The organism is Streptomyces sp. NPDC052910 (assembly GCF_055585605.1).
Genome location: NZ_JBVJJR010000018.1, coordinates 1 through 25,817, shown reverse-complemented (window position 1 = coordinate 25,817; position 25,817 = coordinate 1). Strand labels below are relative to the sequence as shown.

Annotated in this window: 31 protein-coding genes; 20 read left to right on the top strand and 11 right to left on the bottom strand. The window is 72.3% G+C overall.

Features of this window, described 5'->3' with window-relative positions; all coding sequences use genetic code 11:
* The first annotated feature begins 86 nt into the window (after nucleotides 1–86).
* Genes ACZ6X9_RS33465 through ACZ6X9_RS33440 form a run of 6 tightly spaced genes read left to right on the top strand, consistent with a single transcriptional unit; the run spans nucleotide 87 to nucleotide 5,310 of the window.
* On the top strand, nucleotides 87–1,241 hold the full coding sequence (locus tag ACZ6X9_RS33465; protein WP_469781817.1) for a glycosyltransferase: 1,155 nt from the start codon (nucleotides 87–89) through the stop codon (nucleotides 1,239–1,241).
* Nucleotides 1,238–1,945, top strand: coding sequence for a hypothetical protein (locus ACZ6X9_RS33460; protein WP_469781816.1), 708 nt, complete (start codon nucleotides 1,238–1,240; stop codon nucleotides 1,943–1,945). The genes ACZ6X9_RS33465 and ACZ6X9_RS33460 overlap by 4 nt, the downstream gene beginning before the upstream one ends.
* The gene (locus tag ACZ6X9_RS33455) at nucleotides 1,942–3,168 is read left to right on the top strand and encodes a glycosyltransferase family protein (protein ID WP_469781815.1); all 1,227 of its coding nucleotides are present in this window, start codon (nucleotides 1,942–1,944) and stop codon (nucleotides 3,166–3,168) included. Before ACZ6X9_RS33460 ends, ACZ6X9_RS33455 begins: the two co-directional genes overlap by 4 nt.
* Nucleotides 3,165–4,031 (top strand): glycosyltransferase family 2 protein, encoded by an 867-nt coding sequence (locus ACZ6X9_RS33450; RefSeq protein ID WP_469781814.1) that lies wholly within the window; start codon nucleotides 3,165–3,167, stop codon nucleotides 4,029–4,031. Before ACZ6X9_RS33455 ends, ACZ6X9_RS33450 begins: the two co-directional genes overlap by 4 nt.
* A gap of 53 nt (nucleotides 4,032–4,084) precedes the next feature.
* Entirely contained in the window at nucleotides 4,085–4,987 is a 903-nt protein-coding gene (locus tag ACZ6X9_RS33445; RefSeq protein WP_469781813.1) for a P-loop nucleotide/nucleoside kinase family protein, read from the top strand.
* On the top strand, nucleotides 4,984–5,310 hold the full coding sequence (locus ACZ6X9_RS33440) for a hypothetical protein (RefSeq protein WP_469781812.1): 327 nt from the start codon (nucleotides 4,984–4,986) through the stop codon (nucleotides 5,308–5,310). The genes ACZ6X9_RS33445 and ACZ6X9_RS33440 overlap by 4 nt, the downstream gene beginning before the upstream one ends.
* A gap of 121 nt (nucleotides 5,311–5,431) precedes the next feature.
* Here the strand turns inward: ACZ6X9_RS33440 and ACZ6X9_RS33435 are convergent, their stop codons facing one another.
* The gene (locus ACZ6X9_RS33435; RefSeq protein ID WP_469781811.1) at nucleotides 5,432–6,343 is read right to left on the bottom strand and encodes a hypothetical protein; all 912 of its coding nucleotides are present in this window, start codon (nucleotides 6,341–6,343) and stop codon (nucleotides 5,432–5,434) included.
* Between the two features lie 44 nt (nucleotides 6,344–6,387).
* Nucleotides 6,388–7,146: a GntR family transcriptional regulator gene (locus ACZ6X9_RS33430; protein ID WP_469781810.1), complete on the bottom strand. Its 759-nt coding sequence runs from the start codon at nucleotides 7,144–7,146 to the stop codon at nucleotides 6,388–6,390.
* Nucleotides 7,147–7,296: 150 nt separating this feature from the next.
* Between ACZ6X9_RS33430 and ACZ6X9_RS33425 the strand changes: the two genes are divergently transcribed.
* Genes ACZ6X9_RS33425 through ACZ6X9_RS33415 form a run of 3 tightly spaced genes read left to right on the top strand, consistent with a single transcriptional unit; the run spans nucleotide 7,297 to nucleotide 9,046 of the window.
* Nucleotides 7,297–7,518 carry a hypothetical protein gene (locus ACZ6X9_RS33425; RefSeq protein WP_469781809.1) on the top strand — a complete coding sequence of 74 codons (222 nt, stop codon included), beginning with the start codon at nucleotides 7,297–7,299 and terminating at the stop codon, nucleotides 7,516–7,518.
* Nucleotides 7,515–8,405, top strand: coding sequence for a diaminopimelate epimerase (gene dapF / locus ACZ6X9_RS33420; RefSeq protein WP_469781808.1), 891 nt, complete (start codon nucleotides 7,515–7,517; stop codon nucleotides 8,403–8,405). The genes ACZ6X9_RS33425 and dapF overlap by 4 nt, the downstream gene beginning before the upstream one ends.
* A complete protein-coding gene (locus ACZ6X9_RS33415) occupies nucleotides 8,402–9,046 on the top strand; it encodes a hypothetical protein (RefSeq protein ID WP_469781807.1) in 645 nt (214 codons plus the stop codon). The genes dapF and ACZ6X9_RS33415 overlap by 4 nt, the downstream gene beginning before the upstream one ends.
* 80 nt (nucleotides 9,047–9,126) lie before the next feature.
* Here the strand turns inward: ACZ6X9_RS33415 and ACZ6X9_RS33410 are convergent, their stop codons facing one another.
* Nucleotides 9,127–10,161 carry a fatty acid desaturase gene (locus ACZ6X9_RS33410; RefSeq protein ID WP_469781806.1) on the bottom strand — a complete coding sequence of 345 codons (1,035 nt, stop codon included), beginning with the start codon at nucleotides 10,159–10,161 and terminating at the stop codon, nucleotides 9,127–9,129.
* Nucleotides 10,162–10,483: 322 nt separating this feature from the next.
* Here ACZ6X9_RS33410 and ACZ6X9_RS33405 point away from each other — a divergent pair, with 322 nt between their 5' ends.
* On the top strand, nucleotides 10,484–11,506 hold the full coding sequence (locus ACZ6X9_RS33405) for a hypothetical protein (protein ID WP_469781805.1): 1,023 nt from the start codon (nucleotides 10,484–10,486) through the stop codon (nucleotides 11,504–11,506).
* A gap of 330 nt (nucleotides 11,507–11,836) precedes the next feature.
* On the top strand, nucleotides 11,837–12,328 hold the full coding sequence (locus tag ACZ6X9_RS33400) for a hypothetical protein (RefSeq protein WP_469781804.1): 492 nt from the start codon (nucleotides 11,837–11,839) through the stop codon (nucleotides 12,326–12,328).
* Between the two features lie 17 nt (nucleotides 12,329–12,345).
* Here the strand turns inward: ACZ6X9_RS33400 and ACZ6X9_RS33395 are convergent, their stop codons facing one another.
* Nucleotides 12,346–12,558 (bottom strand): hypothetical protein, encoded by a 213-nt coding sequence (locus ACZ6X9_RS33395; protein WP_469781803.1) that lies wholly within the window; start codon nucleotides 12,556–12,558, stop codon nucleotides 12,346–12,348.
* 436 nt (nucleotides 12,559–12,994) lie between these two features.
* Here ACZ6X9_RS33395 and ACZ6X9_RS33390 point away from each other — a divergent pair, with 436 nt between their 5' ends.
* Nucleotides 12,995–13,894, top strand: coding sequence for a hypothetical protein (locus ACZ6X9_RS33390; RefSeq protein ID WP_469781802.1), 900 nt, complete (start codon nucleotides 12,995–12,997; stop codon nucleotides 13,892–13,894).
* 56 nt (nucleotides 13,895–13,950) lie between these two features.
* Here ACZ6X9_RS33390 and ACZ6X9_RS33385 read toward each other — a convergent pair whose 3' ends face one another.
* Nucleotides 13,951–14,553 (bottom strand): hypothetical protein, encoded by a 603-nt coding sequence (locus ACZ6X9_RS33385; protein ID WP_469781801.1) that lies wholly within the window; start codon nucleotides 14,551–14,553, stop codon nucleotides 13,951–13,953.
* 436 nt (nucleotides 14,554–14,989) lie between these two features.
* On the opposite strand from ACZ6X9_RS33385, the gene ACZ6X9_RS33380 reads away from it, so the two are divergent.
* Entirely contained in the window at nucleotides 14,990–15,925 is a 936-nt protein-coding gene (locus ACZ6X9_RS33380; protein WP_469781800.1) for a recombinase family protein, read from the top strand.
* Between the two features lie 55 nt (nucleotides 15,926–15,980).
* Entirely contained in the window at nucleotides 15,981–16,229 is a 249-nt protein-coding gene (locus ACZ6X9_RS33375) for a hypothetical protein (protein WP_469781799.1), read from the top strand.
* Between the two features lie 55 nt (nucleotides 16,230–16,284).
* Here the strand turns inward: ACZ6X9_RS33375 and ACZ6X9_RS33370 are convergent, their stop codons facing one another.
* Both ACZ6X9_RS33370 and ACZ6X9_RS33365 read right to left on the bottom strand, forming a co-directional pair.
* On the bottom strand, nucleotides 16,285–16,515 hold the full coding sequence (locus ACZ6X9_RS33370; protein WP_469781798.1) for a hypothetical protein: 231 nt from the start codon (nucleotides 16,513–16,515) through the stop codon (nucleotides 16,285–16,287).
* A 91-nt stretch (nucleotides 16,516–16,606) separates the two neighbouring features.
* Nucleotides 16,607–17,638: a replication-relaxation family protein gene (locus tag ACZ6X9_RS33365; RefSeq protein WP_469781797.1), complete on the bottom strand. Its 1,032-nt coding sequence runs from the start codon at nucleotides 17,636–17,638 to the stop codon at nucleotides 16,607–16,609.
* 132 nt (nucleotides 17,639–17,770) lie between these two features.
* On the opposite strand from ACZ6X9_RS33365, the gene ACZ6X9_RS33360 reads away from it, so the two are divergent.
* The gene (locus ACZ6X9_RS33360; RefSeq protein WP_469781796.1) at nucleotides 17,771–18,124 is read left to right on the top strand and encodes a hypothetical protein; all 354 of its coding nucleotides are present in this window, start codon (nucleotides 17,771–17,773) and stop codon (nucleotides 18,122–18,124) included.
* Between the two features lie 113 nt (nucleotides 18,125–18,237).
* Here ACZ6X9_RS33360 and ACZ6X9_RS33355 read toward each other — a convergent pair whose 3' ends face one another.
* The 4 genes from ACZ6X9_RS33355 to ACZ6X9_RS33340 form a co-directional block, all read right to left on the bottom strand.
* Nucleotides 18,238–18,933 (bottom strand): zinc finger domain-containing protein, encoded by a 696-nt coding sequence (locus ACZ6X9_RS33355; RefSeq protein ID WP_469781795.1) that lies wholly within the window; start codon nucleotides 18,931–18,933, stop codon nucleotides 18,238–18,240.
* Nucleotides 18,934–19,170: 237 nt separating this feature from the next.
* Nucleotides 19,171–19,380: a hypothetical protein gene (locus ACZ6X9_RS33350; protein ID WP_469781794.1), complete on the bottom strand. Its 210-nt coding sequence runs from the start codon at nucleotides 19,378–19,380 to the stop codon at nucleotides 19,171–19,173.
* A complete protein-coding gene (locus ACZ6X9_RS33345; protein WP_469781793.1) occupies nucleotides 19,380–20,435 on the bottom strand; it encodes a hypothetical protein in 1,056 nt (351 codons plus the stop codon). Before ACZ6X9_RS33345 ends, ACZ6X9_RS33350 begins: the two co-directional genes overlap by 1 nt.
* Nucleotides 20,436–21,013: 578 nt before the next feature.
* Nucleotides 21,014–21,646: a hypothetical protein gene (locus tag ACZ6X9_RS33340; RefSeq protein ID WP_469781792.1), complete on the bottom strand. Its 633-nt coding sequence runs from the start codon at nucleotides 21,644–21,646 to the stop codon at nucleotides 21,014–21,016.
* Between the two features lie 301 nt (nucleotides 21,647–21,947).
* On the opposite strand from ACZ6X9_RS33340, the gene ACZ6X9_RS33335 reads away from it, so the two are divergent.
* The 5 genes from ACZ6X9_RS33335 to ACZ6X9_RS33315 all read left to right on the top strand — a co-directional run.
* Complete coding sequence (locus ACZ6X9_RS33335; RefSeq protein ID WP_469781791.1) at nucleotides 21,948–22,877, top strand: ParA family protein; 930 nt, start codon at nucleotides 21,948–21,950, stop codon at nucleotides 22,875–22,877.
* Nucleotides 22,874–23,200 carry a hypothetical protein gene (locus ACZ6X9_RS33330; protein WP_469781790.1) on the top strand — a complete coding sequence of 109 codons (327 nt, stop codon included), beginning with the start codon at nucleotides 22,874–22,876 and terminating at the stop codon, nucleotides 23,198–23,200. The genes ACZ6X9_RS33335 and ACZ6X9_RS33330 overlap by 4 nt, the downstream gene beginning before the upstream one ends.
* Nucleotides 23,201–23,349: 149 nt before the next feature.
* Nucleotides 23,350–24,612: a tyrosine-type recombinase/integrase gene (locus ACZ6X9_RS33325; RefSeq protein ID WP_469781789.1), complete on the top strand. Its 1,263-nt coding sequence runs from the start codon at nucleotides 23,350–23,352 to the stop codon at nucleotides 24,610–24,612.
* Between the two features lie 178 nt (nucleotides 24,613–24,790).
* Nucleotides 24,791–25,171, top strand: coding sequence for an HIT family protein (locus tag ACZ6X9_RS33320; RefSeq protein ID WP_469781788.1), 381 nt, complete (start codon nucleotides 24,791–24,793; stop codon nucleotides 25,169–25,171).
* On the top strand, nucleotides 25,168–25,817 hold a 650-nt coding region (locus ACZ6X9_RS33315), incomplete at its 3' end, for a nucleoside 2-deoxyribosyltransferase domain-containing protein (RefSeq protein WP_469781787.1). The genes ACZ6X9_RS33320 and ACZ6X9_RS33315, both read left to right, overlap by 4 nt.

The window sequence follows — 25,817 nt, the reverse complement described above, 5'->3', positions numbered from 1 at the left end:
TTCACCATCCCATCACCGCTATTGACCCCGGTTTCCTTCCCATGACCGGCCCGGATGGACCCGGGCCGACGGGAGGGAAAAGCATCATGCGGCTGCTGTACCTGCTGAACATCTCCAACCCCGGACGGCTCTCGGCCGACTCCGGCTTCACCTTCGCCGACCTCCTCACCCCGGCCTTGGCTGACGCGGGCGTGGACGTGACGGTGGCTGCTCCGGCCCCCGCTGGGGATGCCCGGGTGGGCTTCGCGCCCACCATCTCGCCGTCCACGAAGTACCGGGCCCGCCTCGACCCCGGCCTCGACGAACTCGTCGCCCTCGTCCGCCGGGTCCGGCCCGAGGTGGTGGTGGCCAACCAGGTCGAGGCCGCCCCCGCGATCCGCGCCGCTCTCCTCGAAGCCGGGACGGACGCGCGGATCGCCGGGTACTGCCACTACCTGCCGTTCTCGTTCACCGACGACGGCGACCTCAAGCTTGATCCCTCCCTCAACGACGGCGGCCTCGGGCGGCCGGTGCTGCTGGCCTTCGCCGCCGGCCTCGCCGCCTGCGACCGGGTCCTGGTCCACTCCGCCACGGCCGCGTCCTGGACCACGGCGGCCGCCGACCGTACGGGCGTCGAGGTCACCGAGAAGCTGCACGTCGTGCCCGCCCCGCGCGACGAGCGCCTGGTCCGCGACCCCGCCGACGCCCTGCCGCCGGTCGGCCGCGCGACCGCGGTCTACAACCACCGCCTGTACGCGCACTACGGCACCGCCCGCTTCACCGCCCTCGCCCGCCGTCTGGCGGCCGGGGCGCCGGTGGAGCTGATGGTGATGGACTTGTTCGGCACCCGCAGCCCCGAGCGCGTCCGCCTCGACCCCAGCCCCGAACGCCACCGCTCCGAACTCGCCGCCCTCGACGGCGTCACCATCGCCTCCGACCGCGGCGACCGCGTGCGCTACCGCGACATGCTGGCCGGCGCCCACTTCGGCATCGCCCCGTTCCGCCCCGGGTGTCCCTGGTCCATGAGCGTGGTGGACTGCCAGGGGATGGGCCTGCCGGTCATCGCCCCGCGCACCGGGTGGCTGGCCGAGCACATCGACGACGAGCTCCTCTTCGACACCGGCGACGAAGCCGTCCAGATCGCCCGCCGGCTGGCCACCGACAGCGAGTTCTACCGCGTGCACGCCAAGCGCGCCCACGCCTCCACCGCCGACTTCGCCCCGGCCGCCGTCGCCGCCCGCTATCTGGAGGCGATCGCATGACCAGCGGCTTCGACGCGGTCCTGCTGTCGTACGACGAGCCGATGGCGAACGCGCTGCACCGCCGTCTGGGCCGGGTGCTGGGCGGCACGGTCAAGCGCCTGCATGGGGTGCGGGGCATGCGCCGGGCCTACCGGCTGACGGCAGAGCTGGCCGACACCGAGCAGTTCTTCCTCGCCGACGGCGATTTCTCCATCGACACCCGCTTCCCCGCCGCCGACGTCGAACCGCTGGCCGACGGGATGTCGATGCGGGTGTGGCGTGCGGTCAACCCGGTCAACGGGCTGACCTACGGCTACGGCGGGCTCAAGCTCATCCGGCGGGAGGCGCTGCGGGAGATGGGCGAGGCCGTCGATGTCCTCGCAGCGCTCCCCGGCAAGGTCGAGTTCTGCCAGGACACCGCGGGGACCACCCGGTTCAACCAGAGCCCGTACCACGCGTGGAAGGCGGGGTTTCGGGAGTGCGCGATGCTCGCGCGCGGCAGCGAGTACGGCATGGCCGACACCGACGCCCAGGCCCGGCTCGACGCCTGGACGGCCAGCCGTGAGGGCGACTTCGCCACCTACGCCGCGGCCGGCGCCCGCGACGGCATCGCCTTCGCTCGCCAGGCCGCACGGGACACGGCCCGGTTCGACGCGCTTAACGATCCCGCGTGGTTGAAGGACCGGTTCACGGCCGCGCACGGCGAGCAGGCGGTCGCCGGATGACCGGCCAGCAGCCGCTGGTGCTCATCGAGCCGGGTGCCCACCAGCTCGGTGGGCACCACCCGCGCACCCTGGCGGCGCTCGCCGCCGCGCGGGGTGGCAGCGTGGTCATCGCCCCGTACGGCGCCGCCGACCCCGGCCCGCTCCACCAGGCCGGCGCCCGGCTCATCACCGGCGCCCGGGGCCCGGCCGCAGCGGTGCTGCTTGCCGCCGCCCAGTGGGCAACCGCTGTCTCCGCGGCCGGGCAGAAAGCGTTCGCCTCCCGGCAGTGGCCGCTCGCGCTTCGGCGGGCCCCGCACCAAGTCACGCTGATCGCCCGATGCCTGACCGAGGCCGCCTGCCTGCGGACAGCCCGACGGATCGTCCAGGAGCCGTCGGCGGTGGTGGTGCTCAGCGCGAGCGAGGCCCTGCACGGCGCCGCCGCCCTCCTCGGTGGACAGCCCCACCTGCGGTTCGTCCACGAAGCCGTCACCGCCGAGGACGCGCCGGTACGGCTGCTCGGTCGACTCGCCCGCCGCGGCGAGCGGCGGGTGATCGCGCTGTACCCGACGGCGGCCGTCCGGGACCAGTGCACCGGCGCCTTCCCCGGCCTGACCGGGGAGGCACGGGCCTTCGCGGTCGACGATGGGAACCGGCTCACCGGGGCCGAACGGGACGGCGCCCGCACCGCCTTCGGCATCCCCGCCGATGCCACGGCGGTGTGCCTGGTCGGCGGCTGGTGGCCCTACAAGGACATCGCCACCATCGACGCCGCCCTCGCCCGCCTCACCGCCCCGCTGCATCTGGTGGTCACCGGAACCCCGCTCGACGAGGAGGTACTGGCCCGCTGGCACCAGCTCCCGCAGGTCCACCTCCACACCGTGCCCGGCCCGGTCGGCGAGCAGGTCCTCCGCCTCGTCTACGCCGCCGCCGACGCGGCCCTGGTCACCCGCCGGCCCGGGGTGGGCAAGGAGTCCGGGCTGGTCATGGACGCCGCCCGCCTCGGCGTTCCCCTGATCGTCTCCGACCACGACCCGGCCCTCACCGCTCGTCTCGCGGGGCAGCCGTGGGTCCGACTGTTCCCGGCCGGCGACCCTGGCGCCCTCGCCACGGTCCTCGACCACCTCGCCGCCGGGCCGCCGCGGCCCGGCCTCCGGGCGCCAGCAGCGGTGGGTATGGCCACGGCGGCCGAGCAGGCCGCCTTCCTCACCACCACCTACACCCGCCTGACCAAGGAGCTGCGATGACGCCCGCCCCGCCCGTGATGGTCGCGGTGATCGGCCCCGTGGAACCGGCCCTGCTGACCGCCTGGACCGCCCACTACCGCGCGCTCGGCATCACCGACTTCCGCCTCGCCTTCCACTTCCCCGACCACACCCCCACCCCCTGGCGGGACCAGATGCTGGCCACCGCCGCAGAGCTCGGCGTCGCCCCGGCGACGGTCAGCACCGGGCCGTGGCACGAGCACACCAACACAGGTCTCCGCGACACCCTGCGCGAGCAGGCCGGGCCCGGCTGGCACCTCCTCGCCGACTCCGACGAGCTCCACACCTACCCCGCCCCGATCACGGAGGTGATCGCCGAGGCGGAGACAGCGGGGCGGCCGGTGGTGGGCGGGCTGATGCTCGACCGCGTCGCCCCCGACGGGCGCCTCGCCCACTGGCGGGCGGAGACCGGGCTGGACCGCGCTTTCCCGCTCGGCGGACACCTCACCCACCGGCTCCTGCACGGCGACCCCCGCAAGATCGTCCTCGTACGGCCCGGCATTGCCGTGGCCTCCGGCAACCACCGGGCTCCCGGCCACAAGCCCGACCCGGACGCCCTCGCCTGCGTGCACCACTACAAGTGGCGCGCGGGCGTCCTGGACGACCTGCGGCGCCGCGTGGAGAACTTCGCCTCCGGCACCTGGGCCGAGCACACCCCGGCCGTACGGGACGAGGCCGGGCGCCTGCTGGAACACATCGACCGGCACCACGGGCGGATCGACGTCGCCGACACCCGCCTCGGCTTCCGCCGCGTCACCCTCGACGGCCTGCCGGCCGGGTGGGCGGACGAGGCCCGCACCATCGTCACCCGCTGGCGCCCACCTGCCGCGAACACCCGCCGGTAGGCGGCCCCGGTCGGCGAGAATGGAGGCCGGAGACCCGGCCGAGAGGGCGAGAGGTGGACGTGATCGCGCGCGAGCCGATGGCGGTGTTGCTGGTGGGCATCACCGGCTCCGGCAAGACCACCCTCGCCCAAGCCCTCGCCGACCGGGGGATGATCCGGCTGTCCGTGGACGAGGAGGTCCACAGCCTCCACGGCCGCTACGGCATCGACTACCCCGAGGACACCTACTTCCAGCGCGAACGCCCCGTCGTCGAGGCGATCCGCCGCCGGCTCGCCGAGCACCTGGCCGCCGGGGACGACGTCGTCCTGGACCACGGCCTGTGGCTCCAGGCGGACCGCGACGCCTGGAAGAAGCTCGTCGAGGCCGCCGGCGGCCGGTGGCGGCTGGTCTACCTCCCGGTCGACCGGGACGAGCTGCTGCGGCGCCTGGCCGACCGCAACCGGCGCGAGGATGCCAACGCGCTCACGGTCAGCCCCGCCGCGCTGGACGACTTCTTCGCCCGCTTCGAGCCCCCGGCCCCCCACGAGCAGGCGATCATCCACACCGGCGACCCGGCCGAGACCTGCGCTGCCGTCCTGGACGCCGAGCGCCGTGCCGAGCCGGTCGATCGCAGCATTCTGGAGAGGGCAGAATCGAGGCAGACGGAAGGGGAACCGATGAGCGCACAACCGGTGCACTACGGCGACAGCGGGGCGCCGGCGATCCCCCGCACCCAGAACGGGGTGGCGGAGGCGCTCCCTCCGGCGGACCGGATGGAGTTCTACCGGGAGATGGGGGAAGCGGACGAGCACGAGCTGCTCGGCGTGCTTCGCCGCTGGTGGATGCGGGCCACGTTGTATGCCACCCCGCTGCCGAAGGCGGCCCGTGCCGCTGTCGAGAGCGGCACTGCCCCGGGGCGCCCGGCGGCACGGGCCGTCCGTGACGCCCTGGCGGCACGCGAGGCGGCCAACCGGTGAGTGATGAGCACTACCAGCAGGAAGACGACGGCGAGGGCGAGGACGACCGAATCGAGCTCTCGCCGGCGATCTCCCCGCTGCTCTCCCCCGAGGCCTCGGCCTCGGTTTTCTCCGCCGTGGTGAACCTGCTCGTCGAGCTGCGCGACGACGCTGTCCCCCCGCTCGCGCGGCCGGTACTGGGGCAACCCGGGTGGTTTTCCATGCCGCTCACACGGGACCTCGGTATGGCCGAGTACCACGTGCGGGAGGGCCAGCCGGGCGACGACGGTCCGCGGATCTACGTCGCGCGGATCGTGATCTCGGACGACTGGCCCGACTTCTGACGGGGACGTGACGCTGGTCGCCCGTCCTTCCCAGATCCGCCACGGTGAAGAACAGCACAAGGGGCCCGGCCGGAGCGATGATGCTCCGGCCGGGCCCCTTTTTTCGTACAGGCGACGGGTTCTACAAGCCGTTGACGGCCTGCTGGACGCGGGCGCTGTCCCAGGCGCTGGCCTCCAGCATCGGCCGGGTGAGCACCTCGTAGGTCTGGAGGCGGATCGGGGCGGTGCCGGCGCCCTGCCCCCAGGCGGACTCGAAGCGCTCGCGCCAGCGGCTGATGCCCTTGAAGTGCACGGTGGAACGGCCGCGGCTGTAATCGGCGTCGCCCTGCTCTTCCTCGACGAGGACGGCCGCGGCCGCCAGGACGATGAAATCTACGGCTTGCTCCGGGCGCAGGTGCTCGCGGACGGCGAGGCCGCAGGTGACGCCGATCTGCCGGTGGGCGTCGACGAGCGCGAGCAGGTCGCGCGCGTAGGTCTCGCGGGCCAGGTCGTCGCGGTGGGCGATGAACATGCGGCGGATCTCGCCGCCGGCTTCGATCATCTGCCGGTTCGCGGCCAGGTACTCCCGGCGGCGGGTGAGCAGCGTGGGGTCGGTGGTCAGGTCGGCAGCCAGAATCCGCTGGGGTTCGGACTGGGACTCGACGAGTGTCCGTACCAGGGTCACGGACAGGCGGGGCACGTCGCTGGCGTACACCCGCATGTGCCCGTCGGCGATCTCGGAGTACTCCGAGATCAGTTCGGATTCGACGTGCGCGCGGACGAGTTCGTAATAGCGCGGATCATCCATGGCTCTGAGGTTATTGGCCCGCCGCAGCGTGATGTAGCGGCTGCGCAGCCATAAATGGCTGGCGAGGAGCGCGATCACGATCACCGTCTCGGCGATGATCAACAGGTTCTTCGTGGCGGGCTGGGAGGTAGCCCAGGCGGCGACCGGTGTGATGACGCCGGTGATCGCGAGCCCGTTGGTCAGCGCCGGCGAGGCCAGGGTGTCGAAGGCCCGGGCTGTCGGGCTGCGGCGCGGTGGTGCAGACACGAGTCGTTCCCCCTCCTCGGCCCGAGTGGGCCATGTGCCCGCCGTCAGATGCTGGCCGGTGCGGGCGGCTGGATGTCGTAGGTGACCGCCCACCGGTCGTCCGGCACGACGATGTCCGCGGTCTCGACCGGTCGGCCGCCGGTGTCGTAGTGGGTGCGCTCGATCAACAACGCTGGTGCGCCGGTGGGCATCCCGAGCAACTGCGCCTGGTCCTCGGTGAGGTGGACCGGGCGGGGCACCTCGGCGATGCGGGCGATGGCGATGCCGATGTGGGCCATGCGCTCGATGACGCCCCGACCGGCCAGGGGGCCACCCTCGGGCAGGACGACGATGGTGCGGCCGGTGACCTCCATGGGCTCCCAACTCGCGCTCAGCATCACGGGTTGCCGGTCGGCGAGGAACTCGTAGGCGGTGCGGACACACGGTGCGCCGGGGGCGATCTGCAGACGGTCGGCGATGGCTGCGGGGGCGGGGACCTTGGCGGTGCTGTCGGACTCCCAGGTCCCGGTGAAGCCGGCCGGTGCCGGACCGGTGGCGGGGGGCTGGGTGCGTGGCATGGCGCGGCGTGTGTGGCGGGGCCGTACGAAGGTGCCCGCGCCGGGGCGGCCCTCCAGCAGGCCTTCGGTGATCAGGAGTTCCTGGGCACGGCGGATCACGTTCTCGCCGGCGCCGAGCTCGGCGCCCAGCTCGTTTCGCGAGGCCAGCCGGTAGCCGGCGGGCCAGGTGCCGTCGGCGATGCGCTCGCGGAAGATCGCAGCAACCCTCTCGTAGGGGTGGAGGGCGCGTGACGTGCCGTCAGCCATACCTCTCCTGTCCCTGGGATGTCGATCTCCAACGATTGACAATCTAGTCACTAGCTCAGAAACTAGTGACTAATAACACCCTGTGTGAATGTTTCCTGGGCTGAACGGGGCGCAGTGGCCTACGACCCGCGGACCGCCGCCATCCACTCGGTGAGCGCGCAGCTCACAGCGTTATCCGGCGCCACCGCCCGCATCATCGACGAGGGCGGCTCCGTCCGCGTCGAAGCACCCATCACCGAGGCCCTCGTCCGTCACTGGGCGCGCGCACTCCCCGTGCTCTTCCTGGGCACCGAGTTCGGCACGGCAGACCACGAAGAAACCGGTCACACAGTGTGGATTCGTTTCGCGCTAGGAAAGGGCGACCACCCGTGACCCCGCTTCTCCTCCCCGCCGCCCAGGCCTTCCTCAAAGGCCACGGCGCCGAGAACGACTTCATACTCCTGCCCGACCCAGGCGGCAGCCTGGACCTGTCCGCCGACCAGGTCCGGCGCCTGTGCGACCGCCGCGCCGGCATCGGCGCCGACGGCCTCCTGCGCGCGGTCCGAACCACCGCGGCCCCCGAGGCCGCCACGATGACCGCCCAGGCCGAGTGGTTCATGGACTACCGCAACCCCGACGGCACCACCGCGGCCATGTGCGGCAACGGCATCCGCGTCTTCGCCCGCTACCTCGTCGACAGCGGCCTCGTCCCGCCCGGCACCCTCCCCATCGCCACCCGCGCCGGCATCCGCCACGTCCGAGTCCCGGCCCGCAGCCGCCACTTCCAGGGCCCGGTCACCGTCCTGATGGGACGCCCGCGCCTGCCCGGCCCCGACCACCTCTACGTCACCGTGGGCGAGCGCCGCTGGCCCGCTCTCCACGTCGATGTCGGCAACCCCCACGCCGTCGTCCTCCTGGAGGACCTCGACCACACCGGAGACCTCCGCACCCCACCCACCGTCACCCCCGCCGACGCCTACCCCCACGGCGTCACCGTCGACTTCGCCGTCCGCCTCAGCGACCGGCACCTCCGACTGCGCGTCTACGAGCGGGGCGTCGGCGAGACCCGCGCCTGCGGCACCGGCGCCTGCGCCGCCGTCACCGCCGTCCTCCACGCCGACCAGCAGTCCGCGATGGGCCTTTACACGGTGGACCTCCCCGGCGGCCGCCTCCACGTCACAGTCACCGCCGACGGCGCCCTCGAACTCACCGGGCCGGCCGCGATCGTCGCTCAAGGCGCTGGTCCGTCCCTGCCGGCGCCGCGGAAGGAGACGCCGTGACCGCGAGCGGCACCGTTCCGAGGCCGACGGCCCGCGCGCCGTACATCACCGCCTGGGAGCACGAACGGCCCCGGATCACCGTGGTCATCCCGCGCCCGCAAGGAGGCATCGCCTACCTCGACGAGCAGCCATACGACCGGGACAACCTCCACGGGGTGCTGTGGAACACCTACACCCTGGCCTGGGGGCGAGGCCGCCCGGACTTCGGACGGATTCACCCCCAGCGCCAGCGTCGCGCGATGGCCGGCCTGCTCTGCCAGGTCTGCGCCAAACCCGCCACCAAGACCGACCGTGGCCTCCTGTGGCTCCTGGACATGCAAGGCATCGACGCCCTCCGGGAAGGGGAGGTCACCGCCCACCCGCCGGTGTGCAGGACCTGCGCCGTCGCCGCGGCCAGGCAGTGTCCCGCACTCCGCCGTCGGCACACCCTGGTCTGGGTGAAGCGGCCGCGCCTCCTGGGCGTCCACGGCCGGGTCTACCAGCACCATCCCGGCTGGTCCCTGCCCACCGTGGTAGAGCAGGACTTCGTGGCCTTCACGGACGACCGGATCGCCTGGACACGTGCCGGGCAACTCGCGATCCGCCTCACCGGCGTCACGCCCCTGACCGCCGAGGAACGCGCGGCCCTCAACGAGACGTAACCCGGTCGCCCCTGCCATGTCGAAGGCCCGAACCCCGGAAGTCGCTCCGGGGTCCGGGCCTTCGACATGGCCGTTTTCGACTACGTGGCGCGGGCCGGCCGTCGTCTCGGCGACGCGCACGTGCCGGGCTCCACGAGGGCTTCGCGGTGCCGGCGTACGACGGAGTCCGGGCCCCACACCAAAGCCCGGGGAGCGAAGCTCGGGGCACCGAGATGCCGCTCCAGAGCGGCCACATAGTTCCAGCGCACTGACGGATGGGCGGAATGCGCGAAGTGGTACAGATCGCCGTACGGCAGCCACACCCCTCGGGCGAGCGCGGCCAGCAGCCGCTGGCGCGGATACAGCCGCAGACAGCGCCCGGCCTCCACCCACGCCGGCGAACCGGTGCGCGGCTCAGGGTCGAACCACCGGTGCTCAACGATCAGGCTGCCCCAGGCGAGCAGGGGGTAGAGCAGTAGACGCGGGATGAGAAGGCCGTACACGAGGGCGGCCGGGCCGCCGAGGAAGAAGGCGACGGCGAGGGCGCCGGCGAAAGCGGCAGCGCGGCGCCAGCAGCGCAGGTTCGCGGCGATGCCCGTGACGGTGGCCCAGATGCCGCGCGGGGTCAGCGGGTACAGCAGTGCGACGGCGATCTGTGCACGGCCGGCTCCGGGGCGGAACCCGGCTTCGTGGAGTTCGCTGAGGTTGGGGTCGGTGGCCAAGGTGGCGTTGGGGTGATGGTCGCGTACGTGGCGCCGGCGCCGGACCTCCACGGGAACCAGTCCGAGCGGGAGATGGACGGCCTCGGCGAGCGCGCTGTTGGCGCGGGCGGTACGGGCGAGGACGCCGTGGATGGCGAAGTGGCTGATCTCCTGAAGGTGCCGGAACTGCGTGGCCACACCGGCGGCCGCCACCGCGGCCGCCGGCAGCCCGTGGGCGGCCAAAAGCCACCAGCCGGCGATCTGCACCCACTGCCCGGCCAGCAGGAGGGCGGGCGTCCCGTTGTTGGCGCGAGCGCGCTGGAGGATGAGCAACTCGCGCGCGCTGGCGGCACGCGGACGGCCACGGACGAACCAGAGCCGGTCTATCTGGCGCAGCGCGATGCCCAAGGTGATGACGATTAAGCAGGTCAGCATGACAGCCCCGAAAGTGACGAGAGCGGGCGGATCCCGCCGATCAACACGCACCGTACAACTAGTCACTAGAAACTGGTCTGGGTTTCGGTCGGTGTGATGCGGCCGCCCCCCGCCGCTCTTTGTCGGGTGCCGCTACCTGACAGCCCTGGGGGCGGTTAGACCTGTTGCCCCTAACGGCCCCAACTTGCCGGGAGCTGCTTCGTTGGGTCAGAGGGGAGAAAAAGCCGGCGCGTGGGACGGGCGTGGTCGGCGGCGACTGCGCCGGCCGGGGCCGGCGGGGTAGCGTCCAGCCCGGGCCCCAGGCGGGGCCAGAGGGAGGGACATGAACGAGTGGGCGCGCGCCGATGTGGTGGCGTGGATGCTGACGCAGCGGCACTTCAACTACCACCCGCTGGACCCGGATCTCATCGAGGAGCAGGGCGGCGTCATCGACACCCCCGAGGCGCATCGGAAGCGGCTGACCGAGTGGCGGCCGCCCGCCCGCCTGGTGGCACTCGCCGTGTGGCGGGCGGCGCAGGCCGCCCAGTGCCGCGTGGACCATTTGCCGCTGCTGGAACCGCTGGGCTGGCTGGGTGGTGCCAGCAGCCCGGACCTCAAGGCCTTGTTCGCCGAGCCGCTGCCGCCCTGGACGACCCTCCCGGGTTCCTGGGAGCGGCTGGAGCGCCGGGCACCCGGCCTGCTGGAGACCGCCCGGTGGATCGTCACCCAGCAGGCGATCGCGCACGAGAGGGAGCGCGAGGATGGCCTCGGCGACACCGACGACGGCACGGTCGTGCTGATCGGCGACCGCCTTCGGGCCATTGCCAGCGGGCCTTTCCGCGATGGGGCTGCGCCGCGTTGGGCGGAGACCGTCGCGTTCGCCCAGGAGGCGGTCGGCGCGGCGTCGAGCGGGCGCAGCACCGGCCTCTGGCACCCCGGTCCGGCCGTCCGGGCCGCCGCCGACGCGCTGTATCCGACCCTCGCGGCGGCCCCGGCCGAGCCGCCGGCGCCCCCGGAGGTGACCGGGTGGACGTGGCTCCAGCGCATCGTCCGGCTGACCCACATCCGCACCACGATCGATGCCGTCGCCGCCCATCACCGTGACCGCGGGGACGCCGACGTCGACAACCGGCCGGAGAACCCTCTCGGGTGGGCCCTGGCGGCGACCGGGCTGGCGCTCGACGAGCTCGGCCACGCCGCTGCCGACCTAGAAGTCCTCTGGAGCCGTCGCGCCGAAGGTGTGGCCGCCTGGGAGCGGCTCCACGTGCCGATGGCCCTCCGTGAGCATGTGTGCGCCCTGGAGGATCTGGTCGGGGCCCTCGCAGCGCTCACCCACTACATCCGCGTCCCCTACGAGCCCCACTGACCCCCGAGGAAGACCCGGCAGGACCACGGCCGGGCATGCAGCGGGTCGGGCTAGCGATCGGCGGGCGGGTACCCGGCGGGATCAGCGCTCTCCCGTGGGAGACCGCTGTCCCCTCCGCGCGGAGTCGGGCAGAACGGGCACCTGGCCCACGCGTTACTGGCATGCAGGCCGTCTACCTGCGGAAACCGCTGTGCGCCCACGTGAGCCCCTCTGGCCGCTGCCGATGCTCAATCACACACGGCGCTCGATGACGGGGCGGCAGGCGCCGGCCTGTGGCCTCGTTATTCAGGCGGGGCCGCGTGGTTGCCGTTTCGGGCCTACGGTGACCGGATGAATACACAGACCTGGTGGCACGCGGGCCGCCTCTCGACATACTCGACGACGGCCGACTGGCAGGGCTCGGCCCGACGCGCCGCCGAGCTGCTGGCGCCGGCCTGGCCCTCGGACGGCCCGGCCACGGAGTCGGTCTTCGCCCTGGAGACGGTCACGCTTGCCCTCTACGGGCTCGGCATCGAGCACGGTTTTGCCGAGCTGGTCCCGACCCAGGCGGTGCTCGACCGGCTCCAGGCTGCCGAGGAGCTGCCCGAGGTCCTCGCCGGGTACCTCCGTCAGCGCGAGCATCAGCTCGACGCCGACGACGACCAGGTCGCCACGCTCTACCGGTCGCTGACGGCCCCGCAGCCCGTCGAGTGGCCCCCGGTGGAGGAGCTCTCGATGGAGGCTTCGCGGCAGGGCGGCACGGCTCTGGGCTGGGGCACCGGCTGGGCCATCTACGCCCTGAGCCTGCCCGACCAGCGCGCGCACCGGCGGCACGACCGGTAGCCCGGGCGCCCGGCCGGCTACTCGTCGCCGCCGTATTGGTGCGGCGGTCCCCCGCGCCACTCGACCCAGCGCGGGTCGTCGAGCAGGTCCGCGGCGTCCGGCAGGCCGACGCGACGGAGGAACTCCAAGAGGTCAGCCTCGCGTCGGGCCAGGCCGAGGATCTCGCCGCGCACCGTCACCCGCCGGCCGCCTGAGGGGGACGGCGGGTGCACGACGATCGGGGCGGTCACGGCTCCAGGGTGCGCGGACCGCCCGGCGCCCGCATCCGGACGATGTGCTGCTAGCGCCCCCTACGCCCTCTATACCGAAGACTAATCAGCCCAGGTTGGGCCCGTTAGACCCAACGGGCCCAACCCCAGACTCGCCGCCCCACAAAACGTGCCGCACCGCCGCGCGTCACTCCCGTCCAGGCCCACCGGGACTAACAGGGGCAGCAACACTCGAAGTCGGCGTGACGCGTATGAAGGAGCTGCGCCCGGCGATGGGGTCCAGCACCGCGACCGGTCCTGGCCCCGCCCGCCCGGTGCACCGCTCGGTCCTCCACCAGGTCCTCCGCCAGGCGGCGGACGGCCTCCAGCACGGCCGTGTCCGCTTCGCAGGTCACGCTCCCTCCCGCACCGCCGAGACGCGGCGGCCGCGCGCCAACTACAGGGAGAGGGCAAGGCAGTGGAGGCAGGGACGACGGGTGTCTACCGAAAGCGGGCGGAACGCCGACGGCACACGCGCGGCGCGGGCGAGACCCGGGGGGACGGATGGCAGCGCACCGAGGAGGACGAGCACCTGCTCCGGCTAGTCACCCGGTACAGCACGCTGACGCTCCACCAGGCCGCATACGCGTGTTGGGGCGGACGGATCGAGGCCGCCCGGCGGCGGGTCCGGCTGATGGCCGAGGCCGGTCTGCTGCTGCGTAGCGCGGACGTGCGGTGGGCCCGGACGGTCCTCTGGCCCACCGAGCGCGGCGCGCGGATCGCCGGCACCGGGCTGAGCGCCCCGCGGCCGCCGGGCGAGCGGCTGTTGCACCGCCTGGCCGTCGCGGACGCCGGGATCGCCCTGGAGGCACACGGGTACGCCGTGCTCTCCGAGCGGGAGATCCACGCCGCCGAAGCCGTGCCCGGCCGCCCGGCGCAGCTTCTGGAGGCCCTGCGGGTACCCGGGGTACCCACCGGTGCCCGGCGTGGCGAGACCCTGGCCGTGCCCGTCGGTGCCCGAGCCGTGCACTGGCCCGACCTGGTCGTCGTCGAGCCCACCCCGAGATTTCCGATCGCCATTGAGGTCGAGCTCACCCCGAAGGCGCCGGCCGCGCTCCGGACGATCCTGCGGGCCTACCGGCAGGCGCAGCGCCGCGTCCTGTACCTGGCCACGGAGCCGGTCGCCCGTCAGCTCCAGGGCGGCCCCGGCCCGGATGGAACGTGGCGCGATGGCGCCGTCCAGGACGCGGGCCTGCGCCCGCCGGGCGAACCGCACCCGGGAACTGCCGGGTACTTCAGTGTCCGGCCGTTCACCGCCGTCGACCCGGCCGTGGCCCGCCGGGCAACCCAGCAGGCCGCCCGGCCGCGGCGTGGATAAAGCTGAGCTCAGACCCGTTGCCACCCTGGTATCCAGCGCCATTGCCGTATGGAGCGTCAGTCCTCCTCGCCGGTGGCCCCCTCCGTGATCGCCCGCTGGACGAGGCGGAGTTCCGTCCCGTCCAGCGCGTCCAGCGCCGCCTTGAGGTTGAGCGGTGCGGCCCCGGTCAGCGAGGTCGCGATGCGCAGGACGGCCAGCTCGCTGCGCGAACCCTGGATCGGCGGGGCGTCGGTGAGGGAGGACTCGTTCATCAGGCGGTGGGCTAGACCGATCCAGTTCACGCTGGGATGCGTGCCGTTGCGGTCGACGTACTGCAGGTGCTCCGGCTGGGGGTCCTGCTCGGTCAGGAACCGCCGCAGCCAGTAGCCGTCACGGTGCTTGCCCAGCAACCGGGTGGCCGCGCGCATCCACTCGTTGCCCACGCCCTGCAGCAGGCTCTCGGCGAGCTGCTCACCCGTCCTGTCGTCCGCGACCGTCGTCATCGCTATCTCCGTTCCCTCGGTGACCGAGGCCGTGGCGGCCGGCCCTGCCTCACTGTGCGCGGCCGCCGACCCGCGCCCGCGCCGAACACGCCGGACGATCGCCCAGACGCCCTCCCCCACCGCCGTGCGCACCAGCGGGTCCTCCGCCAGCTCGCGCACGGTGTCCCTCCACTCCATCGCCGTCTCCCGTCGACCGTCGGGCAGCACACCCTGAAGGGCGCGCTGCCCTTCCCCCTCTCTGTGGAGAGGGGCGGTGCAGGACAGGAGAGGGAGGCGAATCGGCTGGATGAGGCGTCTTGGCAGGGAACGGCGGGCCCCGGGCCTGGCTGCTCGGGGGTGAGGTAGAGGGAGTGCGGGGGAGAAGGCGATGGGCGGTGCGGCTCTCCCCGGGGGACGGCTGTCCGGCAGCCGTCTCGACGTCGAGCACCGCGAATCGCGGACCCTGAACGTCGCGCCCCAGGCGGCCGGTGCGTCGCGACCGGGGCGTCCACCTGTTTCATAGGTGGTCCCTGTTTCAACACCGTGCGCGGACGCCGGTTTCACGGCCGGAAGTGTTTCATTGGCTGTTTCCAAGCTCTTGATTCGTGAAACGCATTCGTGAAACAGTCGGGGCATGGACACCGCTTCGTACCTCCTCGTCGAGGCCCACCCCTGTCCGATGTCGACCTGCCTGGCGCCGGCGGGCTCGCCGTGCCGTACGGCGGCCGGGAAGGTGGCGGTCAACTACCACACCGCCCGCTTCCAGTCCGTGCCCTCGCTCCGCTCCGAGCTGCGCGTCGCCACCCCGGCCGTTCGCCGCCCCGGGGCCACCTGGCGGGAGCTGCCGGCCCCGGTGCCGACCGGTCCCGTGCTCGATGCCGAGATCCGCATCGGCTACGCCCGCGTCTCCACGAAGCAGCAGGAGATCCAGTCCCAGCTCGACGCGCTCACCGCGGCGTCCGTCCACCGGTTGTTCCAGGAGCGCATCAGCACCCGGGTCCGCGAACGCCCCGAGATGAAGGCCGCGCTGGACGCCGCCCGGGAGTACCGGGCCCTCGGCGCGCGGGTGACCCTGGTCGTGCACGAGATGAAGCGCCTCGGCCGCGGCGCCCTGGAGCTGCTGAAGGTCGCCGAGGAGCTGCGGGGCTCCGACATCGAGTTGGAGTTCCTGACCGGCCCGCTCCAGGGCCGGCATGACCCCGCCGGGTACGGGGCGGCCCTGTTCGCGTTCTTCGCCGCGATGGCGGAGGCGGAGCGCGACTACATCCGGGACAAGACGCTGGAGGGGCACGAGACCGCCCGCACCAAGGGCAAGGCCATCGGCGGCGTGAAGGTGACCGACGTCGACATGCTGGCGATGGCCCTGCACCTGCGCGAGCAGGGCCTGAGCCTGCGCGAGATGGCGGCCCGGCTCGTCATCACCAAAGGCGCGAAGAAGGGCCGGCACCCCTCCCCCGCGACCGTGATGCGGATGCTGCGCGAGCACGACGAGCAGGTGGCCGCGGCCTCGCTGCCGGGGCCCGCCGAGGGTTCCGACGCCGTGCACGACATCGTCACCAACGGCTCCTGACCGGCGTCCGCTACACCGATCCGATCCCGTTTCCGTACACGAGAGGATTCCCCCCATGGCATCCGACGAGCTCACCCCCGCCGACCTCCGGACCCTGATGGCCGCCGCCGATGACCTGCACCACCGCATCCAGGACGCCTACACCCGGCTGTGGTCGTGGACGGACGAGAACAGGCGGAACCTGGCCGCCCCCTTGGAGGGAGCCGCCACCGACGTCCGCCGGGTCCGCGAGGTTCTGGGGAAGACGGCGAGCGGCCTCGCTGCGGCTTCTTCTGACCATGTGGCGTCTGCTGAAGCACTCTGAAGGATCCCCAGTTCAACAGCGTTAGGGCTGTTAGAACCAACAGGCCCAACCCCGGTCAGGCGGACGGCGGACGGCCTGCGATGTCCTCGATCATCTGGGCGGCTCGCTCTGCCGTGCTCCGGGGGACGTCTTCCTCGGTGAGGGCGCGGGCGACGAGCCGGAGAAGCCCTCGCGGTACGGGGACGGTCTGGTAGTCGGTGAGTTCGGAGGCGATCGGGTCACCGCCGTCGTAGAAGTGGGCCAGGCCGCGCCGGACCGTCTGCGAGGTGCTGTCGGGGGTGGTCACCGCAGGAGTTTCCCACCGGCGCGCGGTACCGCCGGAGCCGGGCGGGCTCTGGCAGCGCCCCGGGGCGTAAGGCCCCGGGGCCGGGGCCCGGTCAGGCTGCCTGTCGGGCGGCCGCCTGTTCGTCGCTCTGGCCGATCCCCCGCCACTTCCACTCGGCCGGGCCGTGCTTGAGCAACTCAGGCAGCACGGCGACGTCAACCCGCAGCCGGATACCGTGGACCCGCTTCTCCAGAGCGGTGATCCGCTTCTCCAGGAGCTCCGGGGCAGCGCCGGCCAGGACGAGTCGGACGACCGGGAAGAGTCGGCTGTGCGGGTACCGCTGGCGCCACAGCGACTTCGTCACGCCGATCGTTCCGCGCTCGCCCTCCCAGTAGGTGGCCTTCGAGTACGCCTCGTAGGCGTACAGCTTCGCCGCCAGTCGCGAGGGGCTCATGGTGAACCGGTCAACCTCAAGGAACTCCACGTCGGCGCCGCGCGAAGGCCGGTAGAGCACGGCGTCGGACACCACGCGGCGGGCCTTGTCGATGGTGTGGTCGACTTCCACCTCCCAGTCCAGGACGGGGCCGCCCCACCGGGTGATGACGTCGGTGACAGCCAAGCCGTGTGCGGCCAGGCCGGCGGCTATCGCCCGCTCGCCGGTCGCGGCATGCGGGCGGATCGGGATGTCGCCGCCTTCCTGCAGGGCCCGCTGTCCGGAGGCGGTCAGGTGCCACACCTTCTCCCGGCCGTGCCGGCCGTGTCCGACGAGGCCGAGCGCCTGGAGGTCGCGCAGGGCGCGCAACACGTAGCCGATGCCGAGGCCGTTGCGGGTTACGACGAGGGCCAACTGCGCGGCGGTGGCGATCCGGACGCGGGAGAGCGTCAGCATCAGGTGGCCCCGGGTCTGGGCGGTGGAAGAGAGCTTCCTCTGAGGGGACGAAGCTGAAGAGATAAGGGCAGGAATAGAGGTGTCCTGCTCCTTCGCGCCCCCCTTGCAAGCCGGGTAACCTGCGGATTCGCCGTCGTCGGCCGCCGGGGCGGGAGCACCGGCGCCGGTACCGGATGCGTCACCGGTGAGGAACTGCTGGTAGACCTGCTCGCTGTCCGGGCTCTGGCGGTCGTCCTCGTGGTCGTTGTCGTGCACGGTGATACTCCTCATCGGGTCGGGCGCCGCTCGTTGAAAAAGGTGCCTCTACTCCTTAGAGGTGTCGATGATCTTGAGCGTGTGACAACTGATGAGACCGGGTTTTCGTCGGATGCATCACCGGGGCGGGCAATGGAACTGGCGGGACGGGCAGGGCCGGGAGTCGAGCGGTGTGCCGAGCGGACCGTCGAGAGTGCCTGTCACCTGGCCGACGCCGCAGGTGTGGGCGGCTGGAGCGCGGCGGCCGCCGAGGACGCCCTCGACGCCATTGACACCCTTGCCGAGGCCCTGGGCGGCGCCGGGGCGGAGCTCGCGCAGGCCCTCGCCGCAGTGACGGCCGCGACCGACGACGCCCGCCGACACCTGGGCCCCGCCGTGGAGGAGCGGGCGCCAGCGGGCGCTGCGGCGACGCCCTCACCGCGCAGGACGGCGAAGAAGCGGCGCGGGCTGGGGCCGGGCTTCCAGGGCATCCGCGCGGGCCGCTGACCGCCCCGCGCACCGAGGCGGGCCAGATTAGGCCTGTTGGGGCTAATAGGTCTGACGCTGGTCCGTCTGCGATTTCGTAAACGGGTCTGTCAGCGGGCCTGTGGGCGGGTCTATCAGGCGTCGGGCACGTGGACCGGGTTGGCGTCCAGGAATCCCAGTCGCGCGTCCACCGTCACCTCGGCTTCGCGCTGGCGGCCGACGTGCGGCTGCTCGGCGACCCACCCCTTCTTGGTGCGGCACTGCTCGCCGCTGACGGCGTGGCACGTGGTGCACGCTGTCAGCAGGACTTCCTGGGCGACGGCGGCATCCCGCTCCCGGCGGCGACGGACGGCGGCCGCCTTGGACTCCCAGCCGATCCCGATGCCGTTCATGGCCTCCGGGTAGGTGGTGGTCTCCGCCTTGCGGGCCTCGGCTCCCTCGGCGTCTTGGGCGAGCCGGATCAGTTGCCACTGCGTCGGCACGATCGCCGGGCCGCCGAAGTTGGAGCGGTCGTTGTCGCGGGCGGCCACGCCCCACGGGTCGTTGGTACGGCCGAAGGTCTTGGCCAGTGGGACGTCGCCGTCGACGATGCGGGCGAGGAACCGCATCCGCTCGGCGGTCTCCCGGATGCGGGTGGCGTCGGAGCGCAGGGCGTCGATGGTCGGCTCCAGCTCCACCGGCGTCGCCGGCGTCTCGGCGGCCCTGGCAAGCTGGCGCAGCCGCAGCTCGATCGCGGACAGCTCGGCGCCGAGCTCGTCGAGGGTGATCTGCTGGCCCGCCATCAGGTCGGTGGTGTCGGTCTCGGCGGCGGTCTCGTGCGTGGTGGTCACGTCAGTTCCTTTCGTGGTTGGGGTGGAACACCATGTGCTGGTCTCCTTCAGTGAGGCCCAGGGGCTGGGGCCGGTGGCCGCTGGAGGCCTCCGCCGGCCCCCAGGCCCCCGCTGCCCCCGGTACCGCCCGGCGCGGTCAGCGCTCCCGTGGTGCGGGTGCGTGCGCGCCGGTCGGCACCGGGGCTTGTTGCCCTGGCCTGGGCGAGTTGCAGAGTTCGGACCTGAGCTGAGGCTGGTTCAGTCCGTGCCGGGCATGGTGCGGCCGGTGTCGAGCTGCAGGTAGGCGCGCTGGCCGTCGTCGTACTCCCGGGCGCTGGTGGTGCGGAACTCGCGCTCCAGGACGTCGAGGACGGCCTTGATGGTCTCCTCGGTGCCGCAGATCCGTACGTCCGCGATCCCGGGCAGGTAGGTGCGTTCGGTCCGTTCGCGGCGGGTGCGGGCGGCCATCAGACGAACGCCACGCGGGCGACGACGGCCAGCAACTCGCCCGCGTCGCCCGCGGTCCGCAGCGCGTCGGGGGCCTCGGGCTCTTTCACGGGCCCGGCGACCAGGACGTGCTGGACGCGGTCGAGGAGGTCCCACCAGTGCGCCGGCAGGCTGACGGTCTCGGCGGCCCGCCACAGCTCGATGTCGTCCTCGCCGCCCGGGCCGATGTGGACCAGGCCCTGCAGGGAGTGGTCGGCGATCCGGGCGCGGACCCGCCAGTCGGGGTCCATGTCCGGCATGCCGTGCAGGCCCCAGTGCTCCCAGTCGGTGCGGGCCTCCAGGTCCTCGATCCCGGCGCCCTCGGTCTCCGGGTACAGCACGAGCATCGGCATCGGCCGGCCCTCGGGCGTGTCCGTCTTCATCAGCGTCACGCCGTAGTTCGGTGCCAGGTAGTAGGGATCGATGTCCTCGCTCAGGTCGAGGTCGTCGAGCGTGAACACCTTGATCCCGGCCCTGCGGAAGGCGTCCATGGGGTCGGCCGGCCGCTGGCGCGGCGGCGCGCCGCGGACGACCTTGATCATGCTGGCGATCTCGTCGGGGTCGGCCCCGCCCACGGCCCAGTGGTCGAGCGTGTCCTCCAGGAGCTCGGAGGCGGACGCGTCATCCATCGCCTCCACAGCGGCCAGGGCCTCGGTGGCCGCGGCCGGGTCCGTCTTCCCGGCCCGGGCGAGCGGCGCCCACGACCTGGTGGTGGGCGAGGCGATGAACCCCGGGGAGGGCAGCGTCGCGTAGACCGCCGCGGCGAGTGCCACGAGGGTCGGGCGCTGTTCGGTGCGGAGTTTCCGGGCCAGCGTGCGCTGGCAGGGCTTACAGCGTCCCCGGCAGGCGGCGACGAGCCGAGCGGCGAGTTCGGTGTCGAGTTCCCGGCCGGCGCGGTGCGGGAGTTTCTCCAGGATCGCCATGTCGGGCAGTGGCTCGTGCCGGTGGACGGCGTTCGCGGCCGCCGATGCGTAGGCGGCTCCGGTACGGCCCGAACGGTTCTTCGCGCGCTGCTTCTTCCCATGCTTTTTGACCACAGCGTTCTCCCTATAGGGGCGTGCAGCGGTTACCCATGACCCGATGCACGCGCGAGAACGGTGATGGCTCCGCGGGCATACGGAAGCGAGCTGGTGACGATGAAACTCGGCGTTGCTCTCCGCACTGATGCGCTGGGACCGTCCGGTCCTGGCACCTTCGCCTCAGATAGCTCCCAGTCATGGGCTGAGGCTTAGCTTGGGCCCGTGCGAGGGGCCGTGCACAACACGGTACCGCCTGCCGCCGACAGCGGGCCGCCGAACGCGCAAGATCCGCCCGAAAGAGGCCGCCGGGAAACTCCGGAGTTGGCCGGCGGACAACTCCCGGCGCGTGCCCGGGGCGTAAACGCACCTATAAACCGAGGTGTGACAGACGCTGTCCCCCACACCCGCTCCGACCTGCGCGTCCTGCCTCGCCCGACATAGACCACCCACTCCCCTCGTCCCTCGGAGAGTGGGTGGTCTATGTCAGGCGGTCAGGAGGTCGGAGTGGGTGTGGGGGACAGCATGGAGATACGCAGGATGGCGAAAGAGAACAAATTCGGGGCGGACGGGATCGGAGTGACGGGGAGTCGGGAGTATCAGGTGGAAAAGGTCGGGTGAGGGGCGGGACGGTCGGCGGGTGAGGTGTCGGGGGTGTGCTGGAGGGCGCGCTGGAGGCGTTCGGCGAGGCCGGCGAGTTCGGCGGAGCGCTCGCGGTCACGGTCTGCGTGGAGTTCCTGGGCGTCGAACTCGTCGAGGACCTGCTCCCAGCTCAGGGCGTTCGGCCCGTAGTGCTCGGGGAAGACCCGGGCGAGCCACCAGGCGGCCGCTCGCCAGTCCGGGCGCAGGTAGCGCACCTGCCGTTCCTCGACGTCCAGGCCGGTGACGGGGTCGGTGTAGGTGCGCACGCGTTCCTCCAGGACCAGGCTCCCGGCGCCGGCCTGCAGTACGCGAGTGAGGGCTCGGGTGGCCATCTGCGCCCGGGCGAGTTCCACCCGCCGGTACAGGTCCACGAACGCGTCCTCGCACGGGTCGGCGGGGTGCCCGTCCTCGCGGGCCTCGGCGGCGGCGCGGCCGCGGGCGATCCACCGGGCGAGCGTGGCCCGGGAAATCCCGGCAGCCTCGGCGGCCAGGACCGTGTTGGCCCCGACGGCGGAGGCCCTGACGATGGCGTCGACACGCTCCTGGGTCAGCAGGCAGGGGCGGCCGGGGCGTCGGTTGCTGGATCTCATGACGGCGGACCGTACGGATGTCACTGGCTACCGTCGCGGGCTTATCGAGCGTTGCGCGACAGACCCACGCGGGCGCGTGCGCGAGGTCCCACAGGGGACGCGGTCCAGTTCCTGCGAGTCAACGCAGCAGCCGGTCAGACCTGTTGGACCTAACGGGGTCAACCCTGTTAGGGGTATGGGTCTGGCCTGCGGATTTCCCCGATCAGGCGGACCGGGGCGCGGTGCACATACGGGCCGTGCGGAGGCGGTACGGTCTGACGGTGACGACAGCACGGGGAGAGGCCCGGATGAGGAGAGAGACATGGTCCAGGTAACGCTGGGACCGCTGAAGATCCCGGAGCGGCTGCAGATGCCTGCGGTCTTCGAGCGGGCGTGGACGGAGCCGGCCAACCGGCTCAAGCCGCGGATCCTGCTCCCCGCCGCCTTCACGGGCCCGGCCCCGATCCTGCCCGGCGAGCACCGGGTGTTCATGGTCTTCAACCGCAAGGGCGGGGCGGGCAAGACGACCACCACGCTGGAGCTGGCCTGCGCCTGGGCGGCGATGGGCTACACCGTGCGTGTGATCGACGCGGACCCGCAGGACGCGGGACTGTCCGGCTGGCTGGAGCCGGTCTTCCCCGAGGGCCTGACCGTCGAGAACCGCAGGACACTCAAGGACGTGCTGTACGAGAAGGTCGGCCTGGACGAGGCGACCTACTACACGCGGTACAAGAACATCTACATCGTCCCCAGCTACGAGGACTGCGCGGTCGCCGAGTACGACCCGGCCGTCTCCGGGGAGCGCACCCTGCGCCGTGCGATCAAGCGGTCCGAGGCGCCGGTCGACATCACCATCGTCGACTGTCCGCCCAAGATCGGGAAACTCAGCACCTTCACCCTCGCCATTGGCGGCAAGGTGATCGTGCCGAGCCAGGTCAGCGCGCTGGACGCCAAGTCCAACACGTCCCTGCGGAAGACGATCACCGACGCGCGGGACGAGTACGACGTCGAGGTCGTTGCCGCGGTCCTCACCGCCTGGGACGTCACGAACATCGCCAAGGACGTCGGAAACGAGATGGCCGAGCATTACCCGGACGCGCTGGTGTGCCCGGTACGCAAGACGGTGGACGCAAAGTCGGCGCCGGGCGAGAACAAGGCCATCCGCGAGTTCAGCAGGCGCTCGACTACCACGCGCGACTTCGACCAGGTCGGTCGGATACTGGTGGCGCCGCGAGAGGAAGCAGCAGCATGAGCAACGGTCTGCCGTTCGGCAAGGGCAGCATCCTCGGCAAGGAGCTGGGCGACAAGGCACCGCAGACGGCGCCGGGCACCAAGGAGAAGGTGCCGGCGTACGTGACCCCGGACACGATGAATAGATTGCGCAACACGGTGGTCGCGCTGCAGCGGCTTTCCCTGGACGACGAAGACGTCGACGAGCCCATCTCGCTGTCCGCGTACGTGGAGTCCGCCATCCTCGCGCAGATCCGCCGCGACGAGCGCGAGTACAACGGCGGCAACCCGTTCCCGCAGCGCCGCCAGAAGAACCTCAAGACCGGCCCGCCGGTCACGAAGTAGCCCCCGGCCGCGACGACGGGCCCCGCGACCTCCGGCGGGGCCCGTCGTGCGTCCGCACGTCAGCGGCGGTTGGGCCTGTTGGTCCCAATGGGTCTGATCCGGGATTCGGTCCGTGCGGCTGTCCGGACGGGGCTACCGTGCCCAGGGTGATGAACCGACCCGACATCCTGGAGGAGCTGCCCGAGCTCCAGGAGGCCGTGGACGCCGTGTGTGAGCAGGCGCCCTCCGAGGCCCGCCGGCGGCAGATACGTGCCCATGCCCGTGAGCTGGTCCGCGCCCTGAAGCACCGCGACCATCCGCTGGGCGTCGGCGACGACCTGGCAGACGTCTTCGCCCGTGATTCGCTGAAGCAGTACGAGCGCCTGGCCCTGATCGGCGAGCTGCGTGACCGGGGAGCCAAGCGCCCCACCAGCGAGGCGACGGCGATGGTGCGCTCCGGGGTGATGGCGCTCCTGCAGCGCGAGCTGGGCCTGGAGGTCTACCACCTGCGCCAACTGGAACAGCTCCCCGGCAAAGAGCCCATTGACGTCGTTCGGCGCGAGCGGCTGCGGGCCAGCCTGCAAACCCTCTCTGACGTCATCGGCCGGCGCACCCGCTGGACCGTCGAGGGCGGCCTGCTCACCCACGGTTACCCGCTGTGGGTCCGGATGCTCGCCATGGCCTCGGTCGTCCTGGACACCGGATGCCGCGTCGGTGAGCTGTGCGCGCTGCGGCTGGAAGACCTGTCCCCCTCGATGGAGGAAGTCCGCGTCACCCGGCGCCCGCAGAACGCCCGCCCCAACACTCTGTCCGTCGAGGTCTACGCGCTGCGCCGCGCGACGCAGGCGGCCCTGCAGCGCTGGCTCCAGGTCCGCCGTCTGCTGATGACCGAGGTGACCGGCGGCGCCGACTGGCTGTGGGTGTCGGTGCGCGGTAACCACGGCGGCGTCGTCGCCGAGGACGCCGAGCCGGAGTACCGGCCCGCCGGCACCGCCCTGCAGCCGCGCGGCGTGGCCCGCAGCTACACCAGCACCGTGACGAAGGTGAACCTCGACCTGGCGGGCACCGAGGACTGGGAGCCGCTGCCGGTGCGGATGGAGCAACTGCGCCGCGGCGTCGCCGCCCCGGAGATCCACCTGGTGCCCCCGAGCCCCGACGCCGAACGCGCCGCCCGCTTCCTGTCCGACCTGGAGGACGCCGGGCGGAAGCTGGCCGCGCTCCCCGACGGCGAGGCCGTGGCGACCGCGGGCCGGGAGGCCCGCCGACTGGCCCGCTACGCCCTGCGCGAGGCGTGGCGGGAGGGGATCGAGCACCGCGTGCAGCTCGCCGTCCTCGGGGCCTCCGGACTGTCCGCGCTCGACATCCCGCGCACCGGGTGGGAGGCGGAGCTGCTGCGGGCCCTGGACCGGGCCGCGCACTTCACGCCGCTTTAGACCTGTTAGACCCAACGCCCCCGACCGCTGTCGCAGGTCGGGAGTGTTCTTGCCTCCGGGCTTTTCAGCCAACTCGAAGTTGGCCAACTTTACGTTGACGTGGCCAACTTGGAGTTGGCATTCTTGGGGGGTCGGGCCAACCGGGTCCGCGCCACAGAGACACTCAGGGAGTTCCGTGGTGAAGATCAAGAACTGCGTCTTCTGCGCCATCGCTGCTGGCGAGGCACCCGCCGAGATCGTGAGGGAGTGGGACGACGCCGTGGCGATCCGCCCCCGCAGCGGCGGCTGCACCGATGGCCACGTCTTCGTTCTGCCGCGGGTCCACGTCGAGGACGCCGGCACCGACATCGAGGTGACCGTCGCGGTGATGCGCCGGGCGGCCGAGCTGATGGCCGAGCTGCCCGCCGCGAACCTCATCACGAGCAAGGGCGCCGAGGCGACGCAGAGCGTCTTCCACCTGCACGTCCACATCGTCCCCCGGCGGGACGGCGACAACCTGCCCCTGCCTTGGACCCCGCAGCACGAGGCCCGCACCGCGCGCACAGGTGTCACGGCATGAGCGCCGTCAACCTGGTCATGGCCCGTGAGCCCCTGCCCGCCGGCCCGTCCGTGTTCCTGGCCGGCCCCACCCCGGACAAGGCCACTCCGGTCCCGTCCTGGCGGCCCGCCGCCGTCGAGGCCCTGGCCGCTCAGTGGACCGGCGACCAGCCCCTGACGGTGCTGTCCCCCGAGTCCCGTGACGGCGTCCGGGCCGCGCGCTACGAGCACCAGGTCGACTGGGAGACCGAGGCCCGTGCGCACGCCGCGGCGATCCTTTTCTGGATCCCCCGCGACCTGAAGACCATGCCCGCGATGACCACCAACGTGGAGTTCGGCTTGGATGTCGGCACGGGCAGGGCGGTGCTCGGCTGCCCGCCCGACTGCCCCAACCCGGAGAGAAACCGGTACCTGATCTATGTGGCCCGCCGTCACGGCGTTCCGGTGTGCACCACGCTGACCGCCACGGCAGCCGCCGCGCTCGCCCTCGTCCGCCGCGCCACCGCCCCCGTACTGCCGGACCGGCGGCCGCCCGGCCGCCCGCCGCACCCCCACCCCGCCGCCGGCGGGACCACCTTCCGGGAGACCCCGATGGACGACACCACCGCCCCGCGCCGCGTGCTCACCGAGGACGAGTACGCCGAGGCCGCCGCCGGTCTGCGCTGGGC